This is a genomic window from Paenibacillus sp. CF095 (assembly GCF_900101225.1).
GTDB lineage: Bacteria > Bacillota > Bacilli > Paenibacillales > Paenibacillaceae > Paenibacillus.
The window spans coordinates 1,961,639-1,984,149 of sequence record NZ_FMZN01000001.1 but is presented as its reverse complement, the minus strand read 5'-3'; the positions used below and the strand labels follow the sequence as shown (position 1 = coordinate 1,984,149).

Here is a 22,511-nt window from a genome sequence, read left to right as displayed (position 1 = left end):
TATGCGTTACTGCTTTATCCATTTATCGCAGCATCAAGGCTAACTACCGGCCATATGGAGCAAAAACAAACATTAGGAGTTGGTTTTTTATAATATCCATGGAGAAGCTTAGAACATATTCGTTATTGTCCGTTGCGTTATTAATTTCTTCAGGTCCAGTGATTGCCGCTAACATTCCTGCGATAGCCAATGATTTTCCAGAGATATCAGCAACACACATAGGATTATTAACGACCATACCTTCATTATTTGTCATTCTTGGTGTGTTAATTGCTAATCGACTTGAACTTCATATTGGCAAGAAAGCAACTATACTAATTGGATTAGGGCTTGTTCTCATTGCGGGAGTATTCCCTGCATTGTATCATGACCTTTTTTCGTTGCTGTTCATTTCTCGCTGTTTGTTTGGGTTAGGTGTAGGATTGTTTAACCGGCTCATCATTCAGATGATCAGTGACATGTATCATAACAATCCAGGTAAACAAGCAACCGTAATTGGCTTAGAAAGTGCCTTTGAGGGATTAGGCGGCATTTGTCTGACACTACTCGTTGGTCAACTATTGAAAATGGGCTGGCACACATCATTTTATGTCTACGCCCTGGCACTTCCTATTTTCATCGCGTTTCTGATTTTCGTTCCTTCTGATAAAAAAGAGCTTAATAGAAGAGAACAGATCACAACGAAATCAAGCCACACAAATAATAAAAAGGCCCTTCAATTTATGATCGGCTACGGTCTCTTATTATTTGTGATTGTAGCTATCTTCATCAATTATAATTTACAGATTACTCCTTTGATTTTGGAAAAAAATATCGGAACTGCGACAAACGGAAGCAACATGATTGCATTTATAGGTTTAGGAGCTTTTGTTGCCGGCTTTTCTTTTGGGAAAGTATACAAAACACTCGGTAACTATATCGTTCCATTATCAATTCTGTTACTTGGAAGCTCGATGTTCGTTACGACGATCTCGCAAAGTATCAAGCTTACTACCGCTTGCTCAATGATCATCGGTTTTTCATTCCGCTGTATAATGCCCTATTTATTGCATACTTTTGCTCAACAAATCGCCAAAATGGCTAAGTTGGGTACCACCATTGTTCTGGTCGCGTATAACTTGGGAGCCACACTTTCACCGTATGAAGGAAGGTTAATTACGCAATTATTACAACTAGATACAGTGCAATCATTAGTCTCGAGTAATGCAATAATCCTATTATGGATTTCAGCAGTAAGTTTGGGAGTAGCAACCCTTCATCGCAAAAAGAAGAATATTCAACAAACATAAAAAACAGGGAACTTCTTGATATGGAGTTCCCTTGTTTTAGATTGAGTTGTATGAACTTTTTAAATAGAATTTTTGTAATACACCAAGTGATCGGTCCATTCATTATTTTCGTGTATAAACCCTTTACGTAGGCATTCAAATTCCATACCAACACTCTCTGCTAGTTTCATGGAAGGGGTATTATCCACATTAATATGAGCTTCTATGCGGTGGAATTTTAGATGTTCAAATGCAATATGAAGAGCCTCATTCACTGCTTCTTTCCCATAACCTTTTCGCCAATACTGATTATGGATCGTGTATCCGAAGCTTCCCCATTGAAAATCATCTCTTGCCAAGGTCGCAATATCAATCATACCCAGATGTGTACCATCATGCTTTCTAAATACTCCAAATACATAAACCGCATCTGTACGCGCTAACTCCTGGTGTCGATCTACGAGATCATGAAACCAATCCAGTGTACATTCACTCATATCCATTTTCCCTTTATCATGGCGGTGTTGGGAGGGCAAGCGGTTTTCAAACTCATATAACCAATTTTCATAGTCGTCTTTCTGTAATGGTCGGATGACTAGCCGTTCTGTCTCTGAAATATGATCAAATTTTTCTGGTTTTAATATCAAAATGACATCTCCTCTGGATTGAATTTATGCTCGTGGCATAGCATTGAAATAGTCCATAACTACGCTGCGAAACTCTAAAGCGGCTTTGGAAATATACCTGTTTTTGTGCGAAAGTAGAGCGATTTCCCGAACGAGTTGATGTTCCTCTACCTGAAGATATCTAATGCGCTCATGCGGGTTTCTGGCTGTGCTAGGTATAAACGCGAGACCGATCTCCGCTTCAACAAGGGCTGTTAATCTTGCAGGCTCATCACCTTCATACACATACTTCGGTACAAAACCAACGGATTGACATACGGAATCTACCATATCACGAACCCCATACCCTTGCTTCACCCCAACAAACCACTCGTCCTTAAGCTCGGTTAATTGAATGCTGGTTCGGTCTGCATATCGATGACCCATAGGAACAGCGACTACAATCGGATCGTCATATAATAACTGACATTCGATATCGTCACCTTGAATCGGAGGGGAGGAGAGACAAAAGTCCACCTCGCCTCGATGTAGAAGTCTGGACATGTTTTCTAACGAAACCATTTGCACATGGAACTGAATATCCGGCTTGTTTTTTCGGAATTCCCGCAGTATGCCTGGCAATGTGCTTGCCGTAGTCACCGCCAATTGCAGTGTACCCTGATCCGGGTTGGAGAGGTCAGCGATTTCCCGCTTTCCTTGTTCCAATTCAAATAAGGCTTTTTCAGTTCGTTGAAGAAATGTTCTTCCAAAGTCGTTTAGTCGCAGCTTTCTCCCGATTCGATCAAATAAAGGGACTCCAAGGTCGTCCTCTAATCGTTGTATCGTTTTGCTCAGGGAGGATTGCGTGACATGAAGCTTTCCCGCAGCTTCCGTAACATGTTCGCATCGGGCCACCGTCAGGAAATATTTTAGTTGAAGAAGTTCCATTTGCACCATTCCTTCATTCCTTCTAGTTCATCAAATCATAACATATAATGCGTTGGAATAAATGAATACGTTCAAGTAAGATAACAGCAGAAGAGAGAGAGAGAGGTGCACCAATGAACGTTCGAAATAAAGGATTGATGTTAGCTGTTGGACTTGGAATTATGTTGAATCCGTTGAATTCCTCCATGATTTCGGTGGCAATCTCCAGGCTACAACAAGTGTATCAACTTAATTTTACAGCCGTTTCGTGGATTATTTTATCATTTTACATTGCCAGTGCTGTCGCTCAACCCGTTATGGGCAAGTGTAGTGATTTGTTTGGCCGCAGGAAGATCTTCCTCATGGGTCTTGTTATTGTTTTTGTATCGTCCATGCTAGCTCCGTGGTCTCCCAGTTTTTCGTGGCTCATCGTATTCCGGATCGTTCAATCGATTGGCACAAGCATGATGGTGGCCGTTGGAATGGCGATTGTCAGAATGAACGTGACTGAAAAACAAGCCTCCGCCTTGTCCGCCTTGGCTATATTCCTTTCAGGAGCGGCTGCAGTTGGACCTTTTATTGGTGGAGTATTGATTCATTGGTGGGACTGGCAGAGCATATTCTTCGTTAATATTCCGTTTGTCATGGCAAGCTTTTGGTTCGCCTGGAAAACAATCCCGAAGGACGAGCAATCTCCGTCTATCTCTGGTCACATGTCCATTCGGCAATGGCTTGCGTTAATTGACGCACCAGGTATCCTGATGTTTACGGTAGCTTTGGTGACTCTGCTCATCGGTTTACTTTCAGTAAGTTCCACAGGAGATATTTCAACATGGCATCTGCTGACAGGGGGGATCGGGTTAATCGCACTCGTCATGTTCATCCGACATGAATTAAAAGCAGGCACGCCTTTTATCCCTCTGCGAACGTTTGCCTCATATCCCGAGATGACTTGGGTGAATGTGCAATACATGCTGGTGAACATCCTGTTTTACGCACTTTTTTTTGGAGTTCCTACGTTTTTGAAGCAGGTACGTCATCTCAACGAAGTTCATACAGGAATGAGCATGCTAGCTTTGGGGTTATGTTCAGTCATTATTGCACCGATCGCAGGGCGCTGGATTGACAAATCAGGATCACGGCCAGCTCTGATTGTATCCGCTTCTTTAATGACATTTGGCTCTATATTGATCGTTATTATGAACGAAACTTCTCCAATCTTCATTGTCATTGTTGCCTTAGCTTTATTTGGAATAAGTAACGGCCTAAACGCGGTCGGCATGCAAGCAGCTCTGTTCAAAAGCACACCCAAAGAAATGATCGGTGTCGCATCGGGTATTTTTAATACATCACGCTACCTGGGAACCATCTTATCGTCGTTATTGATTGGAATTGTTATGGGAGATACATTTAATGTGACAGGATTTCAGATGCTTGGAATCATCCTTACGGTATTAGCTGCATCACTGATCATCATGAGCGTACGTCGCGAGTCAGGTGCGGTGAGTCCGGAGCAAGTAAGCAAGTAAAATAGCGAATCTGCCGTGCAATAGCACGTTTACACCCAATGAATCAATAGCTCCATTGGGTGTATTTTTTGTTTTTCACCAAGTTGTCAGAAAGAGTTGATCCTTTCTTGAACGTTTAGGGTAGAAGACGTGTCTTTGATTGAATTAGGTAAAAATAAAGATATAATAATTTTGATTAATAGGCTTGGTTAGTACTTTAAGTGCATCAATATCAGATTTTAATAGGCATCCAATGCGTGTTATTATCGGGGGCCTACAGGAGTAAACGCATTATAGGTGTGGCAAGATATCGTCATACCTAACTTTGTGAAATTTTTCGCAACTCTGCATTGAGCTTGGCCGAAGCTGATATTGAATGTTACAAAAATGAACAGAGTTTGAAAGGAGGCAACACAAAGAATGGCTATTGATACGGTGTTATGGAGCAGGCTAGTGACTGGTTTGACGCTGGGATTCCACGTGATTTTTGCAACGCTGGGTGTCGGTGTACCTTTGATGATTGCTATTGCAGAGTTCATCGGCATTCGGAAGAAGGATCACCATTACATACTTATGGCAAAGAGGTGGTCCAGAGGGTTTGTCATATCTGTCGCGGTTGGCGTCGTGACAGGCACAGCGATATCACTGCAGTTGGCCTTGGTATGGCCGAATTTTATGAAGCTGGCCGGGAATGTCATTGCACTGCCACTATTTATGGAAGTGTTCGCGTTCTTTTTTGAAGCCATCTTCCTGGGAATTTACTTGTATACGTGGGATCGGTTCAAAAATCCGTATATCCACTGGTTGCTGACTATTCCGATTGTCGCCGGGGCAGGCATGTCTGCTGTTTTTATTACAACAGTGAACGGATTCATGAACCAGCCTGAAGGTTTTGTCATGGAAGCAGGTCAATTCATGGCAGTGAACCCCGTGCAAGCGATGTTGAACACGGCGACGTTCTCCAAAGTATTCCATGTATTAAGCTCGGCTTATCTGACAGGAGCTGCTCTGTTAGCCGGAATAGCAGCCTTTGCGATGCTGAGAAAAGGAGTGTCGGCCTACCACAAAAAAGGCTTGAATCTCATGATGGCCGTTGTGCTGGTATTCAGTTTATTAAATTCTTTAGCTGGAGATGTGTCTGCCAAGTTTTTGGCTGAGCATCAGCCTGAGAAGCTCGCAGCTGCCGAGTGGCATTTCGAGACGGAAAGCGGAGCGGATTTGATTTTTTTGGGATGGCTGAATGCAGAACATGAAATTATAGGCGCTCTTCATTTGCCGAAACTGCTCAGTTTCCTTGCCTTTGGAGACTTTAACGCTCAGGTTACCGGGCTGAATGAATTTCCACCAGATGAACACCCGCCCTTACTTGTGCATTATTTGTTTGATCTAATGGCTGGAATTGGATTTGCTCTACTTGCTATATCAAGTCTGTACTTCCTGTTTGTGTTTTGGAAGAAACGTAATCAGTTTAACAAGTGGATGCTTCGTATGGTTGCACTTAGTGCACCGCTTGCTTTTCTGGCTGTTGAAATGGGCTGGTTCTATGCAGAGATCGGGCGGCAGCCATGGATCATCCGAGGTTATATGCGAGTGGAAGAGGCTGCTACTTCTTCACCGAGTGTAAGAATTTTATTTTTCGTCTTCTTGCTTCTATACATCGTGCTCGGCGTCATCTGTGTTCTCGTATTGAGACGTCTGTTCAATAATAATCCTGCGGAGCTTGAGATGGAGAAATGGTTGGAACAGAAGCATGATCAACCAGCCAAGAAAGGGGATCAGGCCTGATGAGTTATGAATTGATTGGTATATCCGTACTCTGGCTGTTCTTGTACGGCTATCTTATTGTAGCTTCTATTGATTTTGGAGCAGGTTTCTTCGCCTTTTATGCACGCCTGACAAAGCAGGATCACCTGATTAATCGTCTGATCTCCCGTTATCTATCACCTGTCTGGGAGATCACCAATGTATTTTTTGTCTTTTTCTATATTGGCATCGTTGGATTCTTTCCGGATACTGCTTACTATTATGGCTCCGCGCTGCTTGTTCCGGGAAGTATTGCCGTCATTTTACTTGCTATTCGTGGGTCGTTCTATGCTTTCGAGAATTATGGTTCCAAAAATAACGTCGTATATCTGTTTTTATACGGGGCTACCGGGTTGCTTATTCCAGCGTCATTGTCAGTGGCACTGACCCTCTCAGAAGGTGGCTTTATTTTGAAGCAAGGGGATACCGTTTCCCTGGATTACTGGGCGCTGTTTACGAATCCATTATCGTGGAGCATCGTTGGTCTAGCCATCGTGTCCGTATTGTTCATTAGCGGATCATTTCTCACATTTTACGCTTCTCGCGCAGAGGACCATTCGGCATTGAAGCTGATGCGGAACTATGCTTTGTTCTGGAGCACACCGACCATTATTCTCGCGCTGACTGCATTTATATATTTAGGTCAACACAATGAGCGTCATTTTCAAAATATGATGGATTTATGGTGGCTGCTGGCGCTTTCCGTTGCATTTTTCATGATTGCCATGTGGCTGTTATATAACGGACGCCGTTACGGTTTAGCTTTTATATGCATCATGCTGCAATTTTTCACAGCCTTTTTTGCTTACGGGATTGGGCAATATCCTTACATTCTTGATCCATACATCACCATTCAGAGCAGCGCCACACCGCCAACGATGGGTTTTGCACTAGTCGTTGTGTTTATCGGGGGGCTGTGCCTGTTAATTCCTTCTCTGATTCTGGTCTTCAAACTGTTCCTGTTTGATGCGGATTATGTGAAAGGGAAAAAATAAAGGAGGAGCGTTCAATGAAGAGGAGAGCCAAATCCAATCTGATCTCGCAGCAAATGTCTTTACAACGAAAAAACAGGCTTCTCCTTGCGATCATATCGCTGGCGCTTGGTGTAGCTATAATAAGTCAGGCCACCTTGGTGGCTGAAGCAGTCCAGCGAATCTTTGTAGAGAAAGCTTCCTTTTCATCCGTGGTTCTGTTACTGGGCCTATTGCTGGCTGTCATGGCTGTACGTGCACTATTGTCGTATGGAAACGGGAAAGTGGGCTTGCATATGGCAGCACGCGCCAAGACGAATATGCGAGCATCTGTATTGCAGAAGCTGACCCGCGCTTCCATGCCTTCAACCCTGAGTGGACAGACGGGAGGAAAGGTCAGTGTTGCTTTGGATGCTGTGGATGAAGCCGACAGTTATTTCAGTCAGTACATGCCGCGAATGATGGAAGCTGCGATGATCCCGATTCTGATTCTGGTTGTTACGTTTACGCAGCACGCCAACACAGGCTGGATTATGCTGTTTACGGCACCGTTTATCCCGCTGTTCATGATCTTGGTTGGGCTCCAAACGAAAAACAAATCAGAAGAAAAATACGCGCAACTGGCTGAGTTTTCCGGTACATTTCTGGATTCACTTCAGGGACTGGTTACGTTAAAAATATTCGGACGGGCTAAACGTCAGCAACAGGAAATTGAACGCAGCAGTCTGGGGTATCGTGATGCTACCATGGGCATTTTGAAGATTGCATTTACAAATACGTTTATGCTGGAATCGATCGTGATGTTAAGCATTGGTATTGTCGCGCTTGAACTGGCTATTCAATTACTGGTTTTCAAATCGATGAGCTTCCACACGGCCTTTCTCGTGTTGTTACTCGTCCCTGAGTTTTACAGTTTGTTGAAGAATACGGGAACGGCTTTTCACAGCGGGCGAACCAGCATGGGGGCCATTCGCAAGGTGGAACAAATGCTTGAAGAAACAAATATCAAGAGCACACAAACGGAGCCTGAAGATGGATCGGATCAAAGCGAATTAACCGATGTCGATGAAATTGCAAAGACGGAAGAGCTTCGTACAGCTCGTGCCAAGTTGATCACTATGCCACCAACCATTGAACTGAATGATGTCCGATTCCAGTACACACCTGATTCCTTTGGACTTGAGACAGGACAGATCTCGATTGGACCGGGAGAACAGATCGCTATTGTAGGCAAAAGTGGATCAGGTAAAACCACGCTGCTCCATCTCATTGCTGGTTTGCTGAAACCAGATTCGGGAGCAGTTCTGGTTAACGGAAGCCAGCTTTTGCAACATGATGAGGCTGCATGGTTTGAACGTGTTAGCTACATTACACAGCATCCGTATATTTTTACAGGTACTTTTGCCGAAAATATCGCGATTGGCGCGGGTCGGAACGTCTCCAGAGTTGAAATTGAGCAGGCAGCAGAGGAAGCAGGACTTGCTGGCGTTGTTGCACAATTGGAGCAGGGGTTGGATACGTTTGTTGGTGAAGGTGGCCGGGGATTATCTGGTGGGGAAAAGCAGCGACTTGCCTTAGCACGTGCTTTTCTGAAGCGACCAGCTGTCATTTTGTTCGATGAACCCACCGTAGGACTGGATCTGCACACCGAGCGGGTATTGCAACAATCCATTGCGGCATTAGCCAAAACGGCAACGATGATTACGGTGGCGCACCGTTTATATACAATTCAACATGCAGACAACATTTTGTTTATGGACAATGGGGTGTTGGTGGATTCAGGACATCATGAAGCGCTTCTGGCGCGCCTGCCTCAATATGCGGAGATGGTGGATGTACAACGGAAAGGAGGGTTAGCATGAATGAGCTGACGATTCTGTCAAAAGCGATGATTCAGGAGCGCAAGGATATTCTGCTTTCGATATTGGGCGGATTTATCGCCGGCATAGCAGGTGTAGCTCTCTTTTCCGCGAGTGGTTACATGATATCGCAAACGGTATTTGCGCCACCGTTGTACACCTTAATTGTACTCACCTCCATGGTCAAACTGCTTGGTTTCCTTCGAGCGGCGAGCCGCTACGGAGAACGCTTGTATTCCCACAGGGCAACATTCTCCATGCTGAGCCGTTTGCGGACGTCCTTTTTTGCCAAACTGATCCCGATAACCCCAGGTATATTGAACAAAAACAGAAGCGGGGATCTGCTTGCGCGGATCGTGGGTGATGTGGAAAGCTTGCAAAATTACTTTTTGCGGGTCGCGTATCCACCCATCATGGTCGTTATGGTGTTTTTGGCTACCATGCTGTTCACTTCGGCCTTTTCGATCTGGATTGCGTGTTTGTTAGTACTAGGTATGCTGATCACGGCATTTGTTGTACCAGGTATTGTCTTGTTAGGTCAGCGAAAAATACACGGACGTGTCCGCCAGCAACGTGCCTTGCTGTCCACGGAAGTAACCGAAGTATTGTATGGTTTCAGGGATTTGAAAGTATACGGCCAATTGGAACAGCGTGAGCAGCAGCTTCAGCGGGCTTCCGCTGCATTGGCAACGGAACAGAGGCAAGCCGCTTCGCACTTGCTGCGCGGGCAATCCATGCACGTTTTTGTGACGTATCTTGTTACATGGGGAGTGCTGGCACTGAGCGCCTTTTTAATTGTGAATGGAGCATTTGCCGGTGTATTTCTCGCCATGCTGATCCTGGCCACGCAGACCGTGTTCGAAGAAGCTGCGGCAATGGCTATATTACCTCTATATAAGCAGGACAGTGAACACGCCGCTCAGCGACTGGCGGAAACGGTGCCAAGCTCCGATGTGCAACCTGTACAGCCAAGCGGTGAAGTGTCAGCCGATCAGGCGGTTTCGATTGAACTATCCGGTGTTAACTTCCAATATGAAGGGGAATGGAGACCGGCGCTGAGGGAGCTCTCCCTGCAACTTGCAGCAGGCTCCAAAACAGCGATTGTCGGGCCGAGCGGGTCAGGCAAGTCAACGATTATCGATCTGTTACTCAAGTTGCGTGCACCAACGTCTGGCGATATACGATTAAACGATGTTTCGGTGAAGTACCTGAATGAAGAGAGCATTTGGCAAAGAGCGAATGTAGTGTTGCAGCAAAGTCATTTCTTCCGGGGAACCATCCGGGATAATCTGCTGCTGAATGGAGAAGAACATTCGGATGAACAAATATCGGCTGTGCTGGAGAAAGTGCAACTGCCGAATAAGTTGTTGACCGATATGGTGTATGAAAAAGGGGAGAACCTGTCAGATGGCGAGAAGCAGCGGCTGGCTCTGGCACGAGCCATGCTGCGCAAAGGACGGTTATGGCTTCTGGACGAACCGACGTCCTCACTGGATTACGTCACAGAACAACGTGTGCTCCAGCATCTTTTTGCACAGGCCTCCGAAGATACACTTCTCCTGATATGCCATCGGCTTACGGGATTGGAAGAGATGGATCGGATTGTGGTCATGGACCAAGGCATGATTGTGGAATCGGGTTCCTTCTCCGAGCTGATGGAGCAAAAAGGCTATTTTTATGAAATGAAACAAATTGAAAGACAAATGATTGGAGACGCCGGGGCGTGAAAGGAATTTCAGTCTATTGAGTAGACAATGCTGTCGGTTGTCGTTAATGAAGAAAATTTCAATAAATCAATTTTTATAAATTTAACTAAACCCCAAAGGATGCAGTACATATACTCCTTGGGGTTTGTTTTGATATAATAGTTTTTTTATGTCTATGAAGGAGATGGATGATGGGGAAATATAAGTGGGATATTGTTTTTTATTTGGCCGTATTTTTAATTGTTGTGTACATGAAGATGAATGACCAATCTCTGTTTTGGATACTTGGGGTCGTTCTCACCGCTACTCTGATCATGTTTACCATTCGTATTTTTTATCCTCTTGGTTGGGAAACACGCATGGAGCGCGTGGAGGCTTTTCTACGCAGACAGGAGAATACCCCAAAGCTTTATATCTATTACGCTCTTGCAAACAGACTTGATGATGAATTGGAACACACAATAGAGCGCATCAGAAATGAGGACACGAATAAAAGGACACAAGCAGTATATAATGCAGCTTACGGCTCCTATCACAACGACTTGGTAGCTGTTCGTACTGCGGTGCAGAATATGCGTAGATCGGATTATCGTACATATTATGAAACGTATTTGCTTATGGAAGAAGGAAGAAGCGAGCAGGCGAGGGAACACTTGAAATCCATTAACAAGGTCTGGATGAGATCTTCGCTTCTTGCAGCGATCGAACTAAAAGCGGGACAACGCGAGACTGCGATTCAGCAATTACACGAAGCAATGCATGCTGTCAGAGGTGTCCATCGTTATATGATATTTAAGGAATTAGAGAGATACTAGGGCGTGTCTCAAAACTCGCTGAAGTGCATCTTTTATCGCCTTTTCGCCCCCTGCTGCGTCACTTTCCCTTGACGTGCCCCGGCACGCCTGCGGAAAACTTTCTGGCTTGGAACGAAAATTCGGCAAAATCTGCTTCCTTCGGAGTTTTCAGACACGCCCTAAACGTTGAACAAAAATCTTTCTTGGCATTATAGTACAACTGACACGGATAAAAGCTTGTTCCACATAGGAGCAGGCTTTTATCTTTAGTCTTGAAGGATAGGAAGGACAAGAGTATGAGAATCTTAAAGTCGTTTAGTCCCCTTTACATAACAACAGATGATTCAGCCGTTTTATTTTTCTTCGCAAGCGGCTTTTTCCTTAGTGTCCTATCATACAGATATGGCTTTCCATGATAATCCCGTGCATGCTTTTGTTTCTGCTTTTTATGTATATCAACCTTGATCTCCAGATTGGCAACGTTATTCTGGAATTCAGAAGCAACTCGTTTGCACCATTTCAACCCACTTTCTTCAGATGCACTGAAATGAACACGTAATAGATATCCGTTCACCGTTAATTCAAACTTGTATAAATTCATGATATGTATCCTTTCCATACGGTCATTTTATGCTACATCAAATACGATAATCTGATTATAACAGGAACATACGTTCTGTAAAAGTGATATTTATGATACCCGCAATGCAATAAGGTTCGCTAGACATCTTTGCAAGAGTTCGTTTAATGGTAAAATATCTAAAAATGGTTCATGTTGGGGGATATCATGTATAAACTGATGATCGTAGATGATGAATTGCTCATGCGGGTTGGAATTCGTTCCATGCTGAATTGGGAAGAGTACAATTTCTATGTTGTTGGTGAAGCGGGAAATGGGAAAGAGGCATTAAGCCTTGCGCTTGAAGTGATGCCTGATCTAATTATTACTGATATCAAAATGCCGATTATGGATGGGCTGCAGCTTATACAAGAGGCCTCCTGCGTACTGAAAACCTGTAAGTATGTCATCCTGAGTAATTTTGACGAATTTCATTATGTGAAAGAGGCGCTAAAACTTGGCGCTTCAGATTACTTGATTAAAAGCGAGATCACCGAATCCTCCCTTATTGACCTCCTGAGCACTGTTGGACAGAAACTGCAAAGTAAACATGTTCACCCAACCAACACACCCTCTATAACACAGGACTATTCCAAGAGCCTAAGATATCTAAAGGATAGTTTCTTCCAAGATGTTGTAAGCGGATTCATTAGTGAGGAAGATATCGTCACCAAAGCGGAAGAACTGCATTTTCGTATACGTTCGGACCAGTTGGTCGTCATGAAGTTCATCGTGAACTATTACGAGGATGCAAAGCGGAAATATGTTGAGAAGGGGGAAAAGCTGCTCCGATTTTCGATTCTTAATATTATGGAAGAGATCATTCCATCGAAGTGGGAGAAAGAGATTTTTGTTGAAAGTTCCTCTGAATATTGGGTGATCGTCAATGTACTTCCTGAGAGCCAATCTGTACACGCCGACTTGAATAAACTATGTAATAAATTGCTGTCTTCGATCAAGGATTTTATGAATCTGTCGCTCACGGCTGGGGTAAGTAGAATGACTTCCGGTTTCCTTCACATCAGGAAGGCCTGCCAAGAGGCAGAAACGGCTCTAGAACAGGGGTTCTTCACAGGAAGCAACCAGGTGCTGTATTACGATGATATGGTTCAATCCCCAGATCGACATGAAGTTAAGGGGGCTTTAAGCCCGCAACAAGAACGAGATTTGTTGAAGTTGTGGGTAAGCAAAGACAACCAAAAGGCGGAAGAGTTCCTTGAAGGAATCCGATCCAATCTGGAACGGCTACGAGCAGATGAGAATAGCATTCGCAAGCAATATATCATGGTAATGGAAACGATACATTCCCATCTATCCCGAGCTACGGAAAGAGGTGCACCTTCTTTAACAGAGAAATCACCCTATGAAATTGTTCTAAAGGGGGAGTATTGGGAGGATATCCACCAAGATATGCTTGCTCATATTGCGTATTACTTCCAAACCGATTCCCAAATCAAACAGGAGAGCACTTACACCGATCTCGCCACTGAATTGATCGACAAGTATTATGCGGAAGATATCTCGCTGCAAAGTATCGCTAGCCAAATCAGTGTGAATCCGTCGTATCTCAGCCGTGTGTTCAAACAGGAACGAGGAGAGAACTTTATCACGTACTTGACCCGAGTTCGAATTGAACATGCCAAGGCGTATCTATTGAGCAGAGGAATGAGAGTGTATGAAATCGCAGAAAAGGTGGGCTACCATAATTACACGTACTTCAGTAAGATTTTCAAAAAATCGGTAGGGGTCACTCCGGAGGAATATCGAGAATTACAGCAGGGATGAATGTAATCGGTGAATAGAGGTGCAGCATATGAAGCATGTTCGGCCCTTCCGAATCAAGTACAAAATTATGGTGATCTGTATGACGGTCATTATCCTTCCGGTATTGGTGATGACAATCAATTCGTATTACTCCTCAGAGCGGTTGTTGGCACAGAACTATACAACGTTGCTAAACGATCTGGCCAAACAGACGAATATTCGCATTGACGAGTTCCTCAAGGAGATTGAGAAAATTTCGCTGCTAGCCAGCAATGGGCTTAGTGACAATCTGTCTGCGACTCATGAAGGGAGTTTTCCGATCCAGGATTTCCTGCGAGAGGGTGATGAACAACATGAGATTGCCGCATACAATATTCTGATGAATTATATCATGATGAAAGATCGCGTATTCTCCATTTACCTCTACAATATGAACGGGGGGCAAGACCTTTTTGTCAGTCCACATCAACCCATTGATCCAAACTTCAAAGTAGCAAACGAATTGTGGTTTAAAAAGTTCATGCATGATAAGGATCGAACCATTACCCTCACAACACGAATCGATGAGCAATTGGAGAATAAAATACTGGCAGTGTCACACGCTCGCAAAATTCATGATGTGACTAGTGGAAAACTGCTTGGCGTTATCGTTGTCAGCATTGATATCAAATTCATCGAAATCGTCAATCGAAACTTGCAGGAAGGGCTGCGCTCCAGATTCATGATCGTTGATGAGGATGACAAGATCGTATATAACGTGAACGAACGACTAATCGGGACACTGTTCCGGGACAACGTTCGTCCGCCTGAATCACTAAATGTTGTGGTGACCAGTCCCCTTAGTCAGCAAAAATGGACAACTTACTTATATATGCCTTTGGATGAGCTGACTGCTGATGGCAAAATATTAGGCCGTAATCTGGTGACGCTTGCCATTGTCATTGTTCTTTTTGCTGCCGTCATATCCATCTTTTTATCTCACGTGATCACAACTCCCATTAAAAAACTGCTACGGAATATTGCTCTAGTCGAGAAAGGTCAGTTTGAACAAGTTGAACCTATTGGCTCAAAAGACGAGATTGGCCATTTATCCATTCGATTTAACAGAATGTCGCATGAATTGAAGCTGTTGGTCGAACGGATGCAGCAGGAAGAAATAGAGAAAGCCAAGGCCGAGATGCGTGCGCTCCATGACCAGATCAAGCCTCATTTTCTGTATAACACACTTGGGTCAGTGAAATGGATCGCCTCGATGCAGCAGGCTGACAAAATCGTGGAAATGACCGATGCACTAATCTCGATGCTTCGCTATGCAACAAAATCCGATGGAACGCTCGTAACCATTCGTGAAGAACTCGATAATATTACGAATTACGTAACGATTCAAAATGTCAGGTACTATGATTGTATTCAAATGCGATATGAGGTTGAGGATAGACTGCTGGATTATCGCATGCCCAAAATGATCCTGCAGCCCATTGTGGAGAATGCGATATTTCATGGACTCGCTGAACTCGAAGAAGACGGAATCATTACCATTCGGATTCAATCACAGCTGGATGAAGTTGTGATCCAAGTCTGCGATAATGGCGTTGGTATGGATCATCATACGATGCAGAATCTATTGGAAGAGAAGTCCGGTGCAGGTACGGGAACGAATGGGATTGGATTGCATAATGTGCAGCGGCGGATTCAACTCCATTTTGGGAAACCCTATGGAATACAGGTGGAGAGTAAAATAGGTGAAGGTACCATTTTCTCCATTTTGCTGCCTGCCATCATAAAAGCCAAATAGTCATTCATGCTTTCATTTAAGCATCTCATAATGCGGTACAACGATCATAAAAATAAGTTTAGATATAAACAAAGGGCTCGCAGTATGAACTGCAAGCCCTTTTGTTCACCCTTTGACGCTACCTAGCACCAAACCTTTGGTAAAATATTTTTGTAAAAACGGATACACGAGTAAAATCGGAATGGCACCCAAGAACATCTGAGCGGCGCGCCCCGTTCTGGCGTTCATCATGGACAACAGCTGCGTATAATCTGACCCAGATTTCAGCATGATTTGCTCAAAACTTTGCAGGAGGGTCTGGAGGTAGCTTTGCAATGGATAATTGTCTGGATTGTTCATATAGATAATGCCATCGAACCACGAATTCCAGTGGGCAACGATACTGAACAAACCAACCGTAGCGAGAGCGGGCTTGAGAAGTGGGAGTAGAATACGAAGCAATACCTGTACAGGCCCAGCACCATCGATAATTGCTGATTCTTCAATTTCCTCGGGCAGCCCCCGAATGAAATTCATGAGGATAATCATACTGAATACGGGGAGGGCCCCAGGCAGGATCAGAGACCAGATGGAATCGATTAGTCCCATTTTGACAACCACGAGATAGGTTGGAATTAGTCCTCCACTGAATAACATGGTTATTATGAAAAATCCCATATAGATATTACGCCCCATCAATTTTTGTTTGGATTTGGAGAGGGGATAAGCTGTGAGTACGATCAGAACCAGATTCACCAACGTTCCGATAACGGTTCGTTGAATGGCTACCCAGAGAGAGGAGAAAAATGATCCTCCAGTTAATGCAAATTCATAGGCTTTTGTCGTAAATTCCACAGGCCAGAACGTAACACTCCCCGCAGATACAGCCGCGCTGCTGCTGAATGAAACAGCCAGCAGGTTGATAAACGGCAGGATACATAGGAGAGAGATTAGAAGCAATATGGTGTAGTTTATGATAAGAAATACACGCCTGCTCATACTTTTATCATAGATCATAATGTGAGTCCCTCCTTTTTAGAAGATACGATAACCAGCCACTCTGTAAGCCAGGATGTACGATACGGCAACCAGAACACTGGAAATGATCGATTTGAATAACCCGACAGCGGTACCAATTGAATACTGTGCCTGCTGAATTCCCAGACGGTAGACATAGGTATCAATAATATCACCGGTCTGATAGACAACAGGGGAGTAGAGATTATAGATTTGGTCAAAGCCAGCATTGAGTACGTTTCCAAGTGAAAGCACGGTCATTAAAACAATGGTTGGCATGAGGAGAGGCAATGTAATGTAGATAGTTTGCTTCCAGCGTTTGGCTCCGTCGATCACCGCGGCTTCGTAAAGTCCCGGATCAATACTGGTCAGGGCTGCCAAATAAACAACCGTGCCAAACCCAAAGCCTTTCCATATGTCACTCACAATCATCGTCCAAGGAAAAATAGAAGGTGTGCCAAGAAAGGAGATCGGTGCAATACCAAATACACTTAGAAATGTATTGATAATGCCGTCGGAGCTAAGGATATCCAGCATGATGCCGGCCATAATGACCCAAGAGAGGAAGTTCGGAATGTAGACAAGGGTTTGAAATGTACGTTTAATTCCACTGTGGAGTACCTCGTTAAGCAGTAATGCAAAAATAACGGGCACGATTATACCACCGATAATCTTAAAGACAGACATGTACAATGTATTCCAGATCGTTCTTACGAAGTTCGGCTGATTAAATATGTGGGTAAAATTATCCCATCCTACCCATGGCGAGTTGAAGCCTAGGCCCGGATTGTACTTCTGAAATGCAATAATAAGTCCGTAGAAAGGGATGTAACAAAAGATGAAGACCAAGACCAGGCTTGGAATCAACATGAGATGGTAAGGACTCTGCTGCTTCCATTTTCTCAACATACATATTCCTCCGTTCATTGTACGCCAAATGTAATCGCTATCAAATAAAGGGGAGAGATGACCCTCATCCCCTCTTTGTGACAAACGAGATTATTTCTTCCCGTAGGCTTCATTAACTGCCTGGGTTGCATTATCGCCCCCGGCTGCGCGCCAATTCTGGACAATAACATCGAAATAATCGATACTTTCGCTACCCATAATGATCTTGGTGAAACCTTCGGTCAGGATATCATCCAAGGTTGTGCCGTAGCTTGAAAGTATTTCTGGCGTAACACCCCATAAGGCCGTCTTTGTATAGTTCTCGCTGTCCAGTACTTTCTTGGCAAGACCATACGCATTCTTTGGAGCCCCTTGTTGCAAATAATCACCAACTGCTCCTGGGGTTGCATTCTCCATGAATTCCACACTGTTGTTATATTTTTGCCACATTCCCGAAGTCGTGAGTCCACTGGTATCCTTGGATTGGAGGGCAGCGGAGACCGCCTCAAATTGCTCGTAATCGGAATTCGGATTAAGTACACGGAACGCTCCAACAACATGGGCAATATCGTTGTCCAGTAAGGCGGATAACGTTTCTGTGGATTCCTTGCCATTGCCTTCATCCACAATATAAGCATAGTCGTTCAAAATTTTGATTACTTCTTCAGGGCTTTTAAATCCCTTTTTCATAACGATATAATTGTTGTTGGCGAAGAAAATGGATTGTTTGGCTTCTTTTCCATCAACGGTAGGGATGATATAAGGGTAGAAGATAGCGTCCTTACCCAGATTGGATACTGTGTCGACACCCGGATTATAACCCCACCACTGGTAATAAGGCTGCATGCCCACTTTGCCGGCTACAATGTCCGCGTTCATCGCATTAAAGTCTTTGATTGCAAATTCCGGATCAATGATGCCTCGCTTGTACCATTCTGACCACTCAGCCAGCGCATTTTTCATCTCAGGCTGCACGGATCCGTACACGAGTTTTCCATTGCTATCCTCCATCCACATATCCGGATGCGCATTCCATGCAATGGCGAGCAGGTTGAGGTAATCCAACGATTGGTCTACCGCTATACCATAACCACCGTGCTTTTCCATGAATTTTAGTGCGATATTTTTGATGTCTTCCACAGATTTCGGATCTTGGAGTCCCAATTCTTCTTTCCAGTCGTTCCGAATCCAGATGAAGTCTGGTTGTTCAATTAATCCCCAGTGCATCTGTGGTATCCCGTACAGCTTACCGTCCTTCTTTCCAGATTCGTAACTGTCTGCATCTGCTTCCATGTAACCTTTGAGACGATCTGAAGCGTATTGATCAAAGACCTCGGAAAGGTCCATGACCATATCTGCTTCGACTAACTGTCTCAGTTGTGATGGATTAACTCTGAATACGTCAGGAAGATCGTTCGATGCGATAGCCAAATTGAGTTTTGTATCGTACTCATCGCTAACCCAGTCTGTTTTGACGTTGATATTAAACTTCTCTTTGTATCGCTTAATCCATACATTGTTGGTGATATCGTCGCCCTTTGGATATTTTGCTGAAGTGTATTCTGATGTTACGGTGTGAATGGTTGTCGTTCCAGCCTCGTTGGAATCCGTGTCCGTTGTTGAACCTTTATCAGCACCGCTTCCATTGCTACAGGCTGCGAGTAATAAGGTTGACATGCACACAGACAAGACTAAGGCTTTCGTTTTCTTGTTCATTTCTTTTCCCCCTTATCAGTCATATTTCAATAACGCTTTCTTGAAAATATTCTAAACGAGAAAGGGGGGAACGGGATATAAAGGTTATTGACGAGAACCGGTATCTTTTTTTACTTTTGAGTCGTAGCGGAGAAAAGATAAATGAGCTTTGTGCACTTTTTTTACTTTGTACTCCTTCTTTTTTTACTCATGTCTCCAAAAATTGCTTTAGATGACGATCGATAACGATTGAATCCTCTTCGTTTGCTCCGATTCCAAAGCAGTGTCCCCACTTGGACTCTATAGGTTGATACACAGCGTTTGGCATATGCTGAGCATCATACGCACTATCTTCTGGCGTGAAGAACAAGTCACTTGATCCTGGCATAACGAGTGCAGGAGAAGTGATCTTGCTTAATGCCTGTTCGAAGTTGCCGTCATCTACGGGATTATCGCTAATGTCTCCATATATTCCTGTACGCAACATGGTAATCAAGTCGTTAGCATCGAAGGGAAGAAATACCTGATCCCAGTAATCTTCTACATAAGATTTCAAGGTGTCGTAACCCTCAGATTGGTACAATTTCTCCAAATAATACGCTTGCGAGAACCCCCATGGAGCATAAGCTCTTCCCATCGCTGCGAGACCGGCAACCGGAGGGCGCTCATATCTACCATTTTCATAATTTGAATCTGCCTGTAACGCCGCGATCATTGCTTCGAATACCAACTGTGTATGCGGTCTGCTCTTTGCCGTTCCTCCGAAGGGGGCAATACGTTCGACCATCTCAGGATAACTGGTTGCCCATTGATAAACCTGCATGGCTCCCAGAGACCAGCCCACAACAAGTTTAATTTTGGAGATACCAAATTTTTGAGTGATGAGTTGATGTTGGGCGCGCACATTGTCATACATGGAGATGAGGGGAAAGTTGTCCTTATCGTATGGGGCAGGGGTATTACTTGGAGAGGACGATAATCCGTTACCCAACATATTGGGCACAACGATAAAATGACGACTGGGGTCCAGTGCCTTGTCTGTTCCAATTAACCATTCATTATCTGTGTGAATTCCAGCAAACCATGTTGGGACAACAATAACATTGTCCTTTGCCGCATTTAAGTTTCCATAGGTCTTGTAAGCGATAAAAGCTTGAGGGAGCTGTTGTCCCGATAGAAGTAATGTATCTCCAAGATTATATGTTTCATAATTGTTCATAGATTGATTCTCCTTATAAAATAGTAATAACTTGATTTCACTCTACAATACGTCTATTATCAATTCAACGAAACGTTATCGAACATATCATTCATTTATTTTGAACTTAGGAGGTGCCTGATTCATGGAAATACGCCAGCTAAAAACCTTTTGGACACTTGCATCGACCTGCAGCTTTAGTCAAACTGCTGAATTATTGAGCTATGTACCCTCTACCATAACCATGCAAATCAAATCGCTGGAAGAAGAGCTTGGGGTGAAATTGCTGGATCGATTAGGCAAAAAGGTCGTGTTAACGGATGCTGGCCAACAGTTTCTGCCTTACGCCACTAAGATATTAAACGATGTAGAGGAAGCAAAGTGCATATCCAGTCAGCACGGAGAATTGGCGGGAACGGTTGTGATCGGAGCAGATGAAGTGCTGTGTGCATATCTTCTTCCAGCCTTGTTCAAACGCTTCCGAGCGGACTATCCTGGTGTGCGGTTATTGTTCCGCCCCCTGTCTGGGCAAGAGCTTAAATCGAGTCTGAGAGAAGGGCATGCCGATGTCGTTTTTGTATTGGATGAGCCTATGAATTCCAAAGACCTTCAGTCAGAGTTTTTAAAGGATGAGACCTTTCAAATGGTGGTTTCTCCCGATCATATGTTAGCATCGCGTTCCGCGTTGGTCATTGATGACTTCCACAAACAGCATTTTTTACTGACCGAAAAGAACTGTTCGTATCGCACTCATTTTGACCAATCCATAACGAAGAAAGGTGCGGATGCTCTGACAGAGCTGGAGTTTCATAGTGTAGAAGCCATTAAACAATGTGTTGTGGCTGGTCTAGGGATCGCTTTATTACCTGAAATGGCTTTGAAGAAAGAGTTGAGCGATGGGGAAGTGGTTGCTCTGCCGTGGGATTTATCAGATGTATCTTTTTCTGCGCAAATGCTCTGGCATCGGGAAAAATGGATCTCTCCGTCCATGGCTGCTTTCATGGAGGTCGCCAAGAGTGAGTTGATTTGATTGTTCAGAATTTGTTTAGATGTATGTGTTAAAATATTCTTCATGGAGATCGAGGAGTTAAATGGAATCAACCTTCAACAACATGATACAGATATATATGGGGGATTAGCAATGGAAAGAAAGATTAGAAATTCTGCAAAAGCATTGATCATTAAAGACGGGAGAATGCTTGCAATGAAGCAGGATGATAATGATGAAGTCATCTACATCCTGCCTGGTGGGAGCCAGAATGCAGGTGAAACGCTGACGGATGCTGTGAAGCGTGAAGTTGCGGAAGAAATCGGAATAGATGTAGAACCGTTATCACTGGAATTCGTCATTGAAGGGGTATACGGTGAAGCTCTTCATCGTGTAGATTTTGTTTTTTTATGCGAGTACATAGGTTTGATGGACCAAGATAGTTCTATTCTGCCAAGTGACGAAAATCAAGTGGAATATGAATGGCTCGAAATTAAAAATATAAACGAACTACCTTTATTTCCTTCAAAATTACGAAAGCAGATCATTAGATTGGTTGAGGGAGAAAAAACGGTTATGTATTTAGGAAATGAGGAAGATGACGACCTGAATAGTTAGATGTGTACACGTCGTAAACAAGCGGCCGTCTTGTATTTATAAAGGAAAGGCTATTTCAAAGGACATGATAGTCCAGTGAAATAGCCTTTTTACCGTTGAACAAAGTGTACAGAGCGATTCAAAATGAGCATCTATGATAAGGGGTTACATTAGGCCAGGAGTTATATTTCTTGTTGCTTCACACCTGCTGTCATATTTTTCTGACCCCATATTACCATGGATTCAATTAAAGGAACCAATTCCTTGCCTGATTCTGTGAGCGAATACTCCACTCTCGGTGGCACCTCGTTATATTGCTCCCGATGCACGATGCCGTAATGAATCAAATCCTTCAAACAGTTCGTTAACATCGTTCCGGTAATGCCAGGCAGTCTTCTTTTTAATTCATTGTAACGTATACAGTCATTTTCACTGAGGATTGCCAGGATCGGAAGATTCCACTTGCCTCCAATGACCTGAAATGCATAAGTCGCTGGACATAACTGATCGAAATTAAACTCGTATTTCAC

19 protein-coding genes are annotated in these 22,511 nt (G+C 43.8%); 11 read left to right on the top strand and 8 right to left on the bottom strand.

The window, feature by feature from the left end; all coding sequences use genetic code 11:
* Nucleotides 1–98: 98 nt before the first annotated feature.
* A complete protein-coding gene (locus BLS69_RS08620) occupies nucleotides 99–1,289 on the top strand; it encodes an MFS transporter (RefSeq protein ID WP_091030421.1) in 1,191 nt (396 codons plus the stop codon).
* A 59-nt stretch (nucleotides 1,290–1,348) separates the two neighbouring features.
* Here the strand turns inward: BLS69_RS08620 and BLS69_RS08615 are convergent, their stop codons facing one another.
* Nucleotides 1,349–1,915, bottom strand: a complete 567-nt coding sequence (locus tag BLS69_RS08615; protein WP_091030419.1) for a GNAT family N-acetyltransferase — start codon at nucleotides 1,913–1,915, stop codon at nucleotides 1,349–1,351.
* 24 nt (nucleotides 1,916–1,939) lie between these two features.
* A complete protein-coding gene (locus BLS69_RS08610) occupies nucleotides 1,940–2,821 on the bottom strand; it encodes a LysR family transcriptional regulator (protein ID WP_091034903.1) in 882 nt (293 codons plus the stop codon).
* 113 nt (nucleotides 2,822–2,934) lie between these two features.
* Here BLS69_RS08610 and BLS69_RS08605 point away from each other — a divergent pair, with 113 nt between their 5' ends.
* The 6 genes from BLS69_RS08605 to BLS69_RS08580 all read left to right on the top strand — a co-directional run bounded on the left by BLS69_RS08605 (nucleotide 2,935) and on the right by BLS69_RS08580 (nucleotide 11,462).
* Nucleotides 2,935–4,329: an MFS transporter gene (locus BLS69_RS08605; RefSeq protein WP_091030417.1), complete on the top strand. Its 1,395-nt coding sequence runs from the start codon at nucleotides 2,935–2,937 to the stop codon at nucleotides 4,327–4,329.
* A gap of 399 nt (nucleotides 4,330–4,728) precedes the next feature.
* The gene (locus tag BLS69_RS08600; RefSeq protein ID WP_091030414.1) at nucleotides 4,729–6,093 is read left to right on the top strand and encodes a cytochrome ubiquinol oxidase subunit I; all 1,365 of its coding nucleotides are present in this window, start codon (nucleotides 4,729–4,731) and stop codon (nucleotides 6,091–6,093) included.
* Nucleotides 6,093–7,106 carry a cytochrome d ubiquinol oxidase subunit II gene (locus tag BLS69_RS08595; RefSeq protein ID WP_176872645.1) on the top strand — a complete coding sequence of 338 codons (1,014 nt, stop codon included), beginning with the start codon at nucleotides 6,093–6,095 and terminating at the stop codon, nucleotides 7,104–7,106. Before BLS69_RS08600 ends, BLS69_RS08595 begins: the two co-directional genes overlap by 1 nt.
* A gap of 14 nt (nucleotides 7,107–7,120) precedes the next feature.
* Entirely contained in the window at nucleotides 7,121–8,944 is a 1,824-nt protein-coding gene (gene cydD / locus BLS69_RS08590; RefSeq protein ID WP_091030408.1) for a thiol reductant ABC exporter subunit CydD, read from the top strand.
* Nucleotides 8,941–10,668, top strand: a complete 1,728-nt coding sequence (gene cydC / locus BLS69_RS08585; protein WP_091030405.1) for a thiol reductant ABC exporter subunit CydC — start codon at nucleotides 8,941–8,943, stop codon at nucleotides 10,666–10,668. The genes cydD and cydC overlap by 4 nt, the downstream gene beginning before the upstream one ends.
* Nucleotides 10,669–10,835: 167 nt before the next feature.
* Nucleotides 10,836–11,462 (top strand): hypothetical protein, encoded by a 627-nt coding sequence (locus tag BLS69_RS08580; protein ID WP_143023566.1) that lies wholly within the window; start codon nucleotides 10,836–10,838, stop codon nucleotides 11,460–11,462.
* A 304-nt stretch (nucleotides 11,463–11,766) separates the two neighbouring features.
* Here the strand turns inward: BLS69_RS08580 and BLS69_RS08575 are convergent, their stop codons facing one another.
* The gene (locus BLS69_RS08575) at nucleotides 11,767–12,042 is read right to left on the bottom strand and encodes a hypothetical protein (RefSeq protein WP_091030401.1); all 276 of its coding nucleotides are present in this window, start codon (nucleotides 12,040–12,042) and stop codon (nucleotides 11,767–11,769) included.
* Nucleotides 12,043–12,228: 186 nt separating this feature from the next.
* On the opposite strand from BLS69_RS08575, the gene BLS69_RS08570 reads away from it, so the two are divergent.
* Together BLS69_RS08570 and BLS69_RS08565 are read left to right on the top strand one after the other, a co-directional pair.
* A complete protein-coding gene (locus BLS69_RS08570; RefSeq protein ID WP_176872643.1) occupies nucleotides 12,229–13,845 on the top strand; it encodes a helix-turn-helix domain-containing protein in 1,617 nt (538 codons plus the stop codon).
* Between the two features lie 28 nt (nucleotides 13,846–13,873).
* Nucleotides 13,874–15,619, top strand: coding sequence for a cache domain-containing sensor histidine kinase (locus BLS69_RS08565; protein ID WP_091030395.1), 1,746 nt, complete (start codon nucleotides 13,874–13,876; stop codon nucleotides 15,617–15,619).
* 105 nt (nucleotides 15,620–15,724) lie between these two features.
* Here BLS69_RS08565 and BLS69_RS08560 read toward each other — a convergent pair whose 3' ends face one another.
* From BLS69_RS08560 to BLS69_RS08545, 4 genes are all read right to left on the bottom strand, one after another.
* Nucleotides 15,725–16,615: a carbohydrate ABC transporter permease gene (locus BLS69_RS08560; RefSeq protein ID WP_036615762.1), complete on the bottom strand. Its 891-nt coding sequence runs from the start codon at nucleotides 16,613–16,615 to the stop codon at nucleotides 15,725–15,727.
* Between the two features lie 18 nt (nucleotides 16,616–16,633).
* The gene (locus BLS69_RS08555; protein ID WP_036615758.1) at nucleotides 16,634–17,524 is read right to left on the bottom strand and encodes an ABC transporter permease; all 891 of its coding nucleotides are present in this window, start codon (nucleotides 17,522–17,524) and stop codon (nucleotides 16,634–16,636) included.
* 90 nt (nucleotides 17,525–17,614) lie between these two features.
* Nucleotides 17,615–19,219, bottom strand: coding sequence for a type 2 periplasmic-binding domain-containing protein (locus tag BLS69_RS08550; RefSeq protein WP_091030393.1), 1,605 nt, complete (start codon nucleotides 19,217–19,219; stop codon nucleotides 17,615–17,617).
* Between the two features lie 187 nt (nucleotides 19,220–19,406).
* Nucleotides 19,407–20,417 (bottom strand): alpha/beta fold hydrolase, encoded by a 1,011-nt coding sequence (locus tag BLS69_RS08545; RefSeq protein WP_091030390.1) that lies wholly within the window; start codon nucleotides 20,415–20,417, stop codon nucleotides 19,407–19,409.
* A gap of 124 nt (nucleotides 20,418–20,541) precedes the next feature.
* On the opposite strand from BLS69_RS08545, the gene BLS69_RS08540 reads away from it, so the two are divergent.
* Together BLS69_RS08540 and BLS69_RS08535 are read left to right on the top strand one after the other, a co-directional pair.
* Nucleotides 20,542–21,426, top strand: coding sequence for a LysR family transcriptional regulator (locus BLS69_RS08540; RefSeq protein ID WP_091030387.1), 885 nt, complete (start codon nucleotides 20,542–20,544; stop codon nucleotides 21,424–21,426).
* A gap of 111 nt (nucleotides 21,427–21,537) precedes the next feature.
* Nucleotides 21,538–22,002, top strand: a complete 465-nt coding sequence (locus BLS69_RS08535; RefSeq protein WP_165980276.1) for an NUDIX domain-containing protein — start codon at nucleotides 21,538–21,540, stop codon at nucleotides 22,000–22,002.
* Nucleotides 22,003–22,163: 161 nt separating this feature from the next.
* Here the strand turns inward: BLS69_RS08535 and BLS69_RS08530 are convergent, their stop codons facing one another.
* Nucleotides 22,164–22,511, bottom strand: coding sequence for a winged helix-turn-helix transcriptional regulator (locus BLS69_RS08530; RefSeq protein WP_091030382.1), 348 nt, complete (start codon nucleotides 22,509–22,511; stop codon nucleotides 22,164–22,166).

Excerpts from the sequence above, each read along its gene's own strand:
- BLS69_RS08620 (WP_091030421.1), top strand. The coding sequence starts at position 99 with ATGGAGAAGCTTAGAACATATTCGTTATTGTCCGTTGCGTTATTAATT.
- BLS69_RS08610 (WP_091034903.1), bottom strand. The coding sequence starts at position 2,821 with ATGGAACTTCTTCAACTAAAATATTTCCTGACGGTGGCCCGATGCGAA.
- BLS69_RS08605 (WP_091030417.1), top strand. The coding sequence starts at position 2,935 with ATGAACGTTCGAAATAAAGGATTGATGTTAGCTGTTGGACTTGGAATT.
- BLS69_RS08600 (WP_091030414.1), top strand. The coding sequence starts at position 4,729 with ATGGCTATTGATACGGTGTTATGGAGCAGGCTAGTGACTGGTTTGACG.
- BLS69_RS08595 (WP_176872645.1), top strand. The coding sequence starts at position 6,093 with ATGAGTTATGAATTGATTGGTATATCCGTACTCTGGCTGTTCTTGTAC.
- cydD (WP_091030408.1), top strand. The coding sequence starts at position 7,121 with ATGAAGAGGAGAGCCAAATCCAATCTGATCTCGCAGCAAATGTCTTTA.
- cydC (WP_091030405.1), top strand. The coding sequence starts at position 8,941 with ATGAATGAGCTGACGATTCTGTCAAAAGCGATGATTCAGGAGCGCAAG.
- BLS69_RS08580 (WP_143023566.1), top strand. The coding sequence starts at position 10,836 with ATGATGGGGAAATATAAGTGGGATATTGTTTTTTATTTGGCCGTATTT.
- BLS69_RS08575 (WP_091030401.1), bottom strand. The coding sequence starts at position 12,042 with ATGAATTTATACAAGTTTGAATTAACGGTGAACGGATATCTATTACGT.
- BLS69_RS08570 (WP_176872643.1), top strand. The coding sequence starts at position 12,229 with ATGTATAAACTGATGATCGTAGATGATGAATTGCTCATGCGGGTTGGA.
- BLS69_RS08565 (WP_091030395.1), top strand. The coding sequence starts at position 13,874 with ATGAAGCATGTTCGGCCCTTCCGAATCAAGTACAAAATTATGGTGATC.
- BLS69_RS08560 (WP_036615762.1), bottom strand. The coding sequence starts at position 16,615 with ATGATCTATGATAAAAGTATGAGCAGGCGTGTATTTCTTATCATAAAC.
- BLS69_RS08555 (WP_036615758.1), bottom strand. The coding sequence starts at position 17,524 with ATGTTGAGAAAATGGAAGCAGCAGAGTCCTTACCATCTCATGTTGATT.
- BLS69_RS08550 (WP_091030393.1), bottom strand. The coding sequence starts at position 19,219 with ATGAACAAGAAAACGAAAGCCTTAGTCTTGTCTGTGTGCATGTCAACC.
- BLS69_RS08545 (WP_091030390.1), bottom strand. The coding sequence starts at position 20,417 with ATGAACAATTATGAAACATATAATCTTGGAGATACATTACTTCTATCG.
- BLS69_RS08540 (WP_091030387.1), top strand. The coding sequence starts at position 20,542 with ATGGAAATACGCCAGCTAAAAACCTTTTGGACACTTGCATCGACCTGC.
- BLS69_RS08535 (WP_165980276.1), top strand. The coding sequence starts at position 21,538 with ATGGAAAGAAAGATTAGAAATTCTGCAAAAGCATTGATCATTAAAGAC.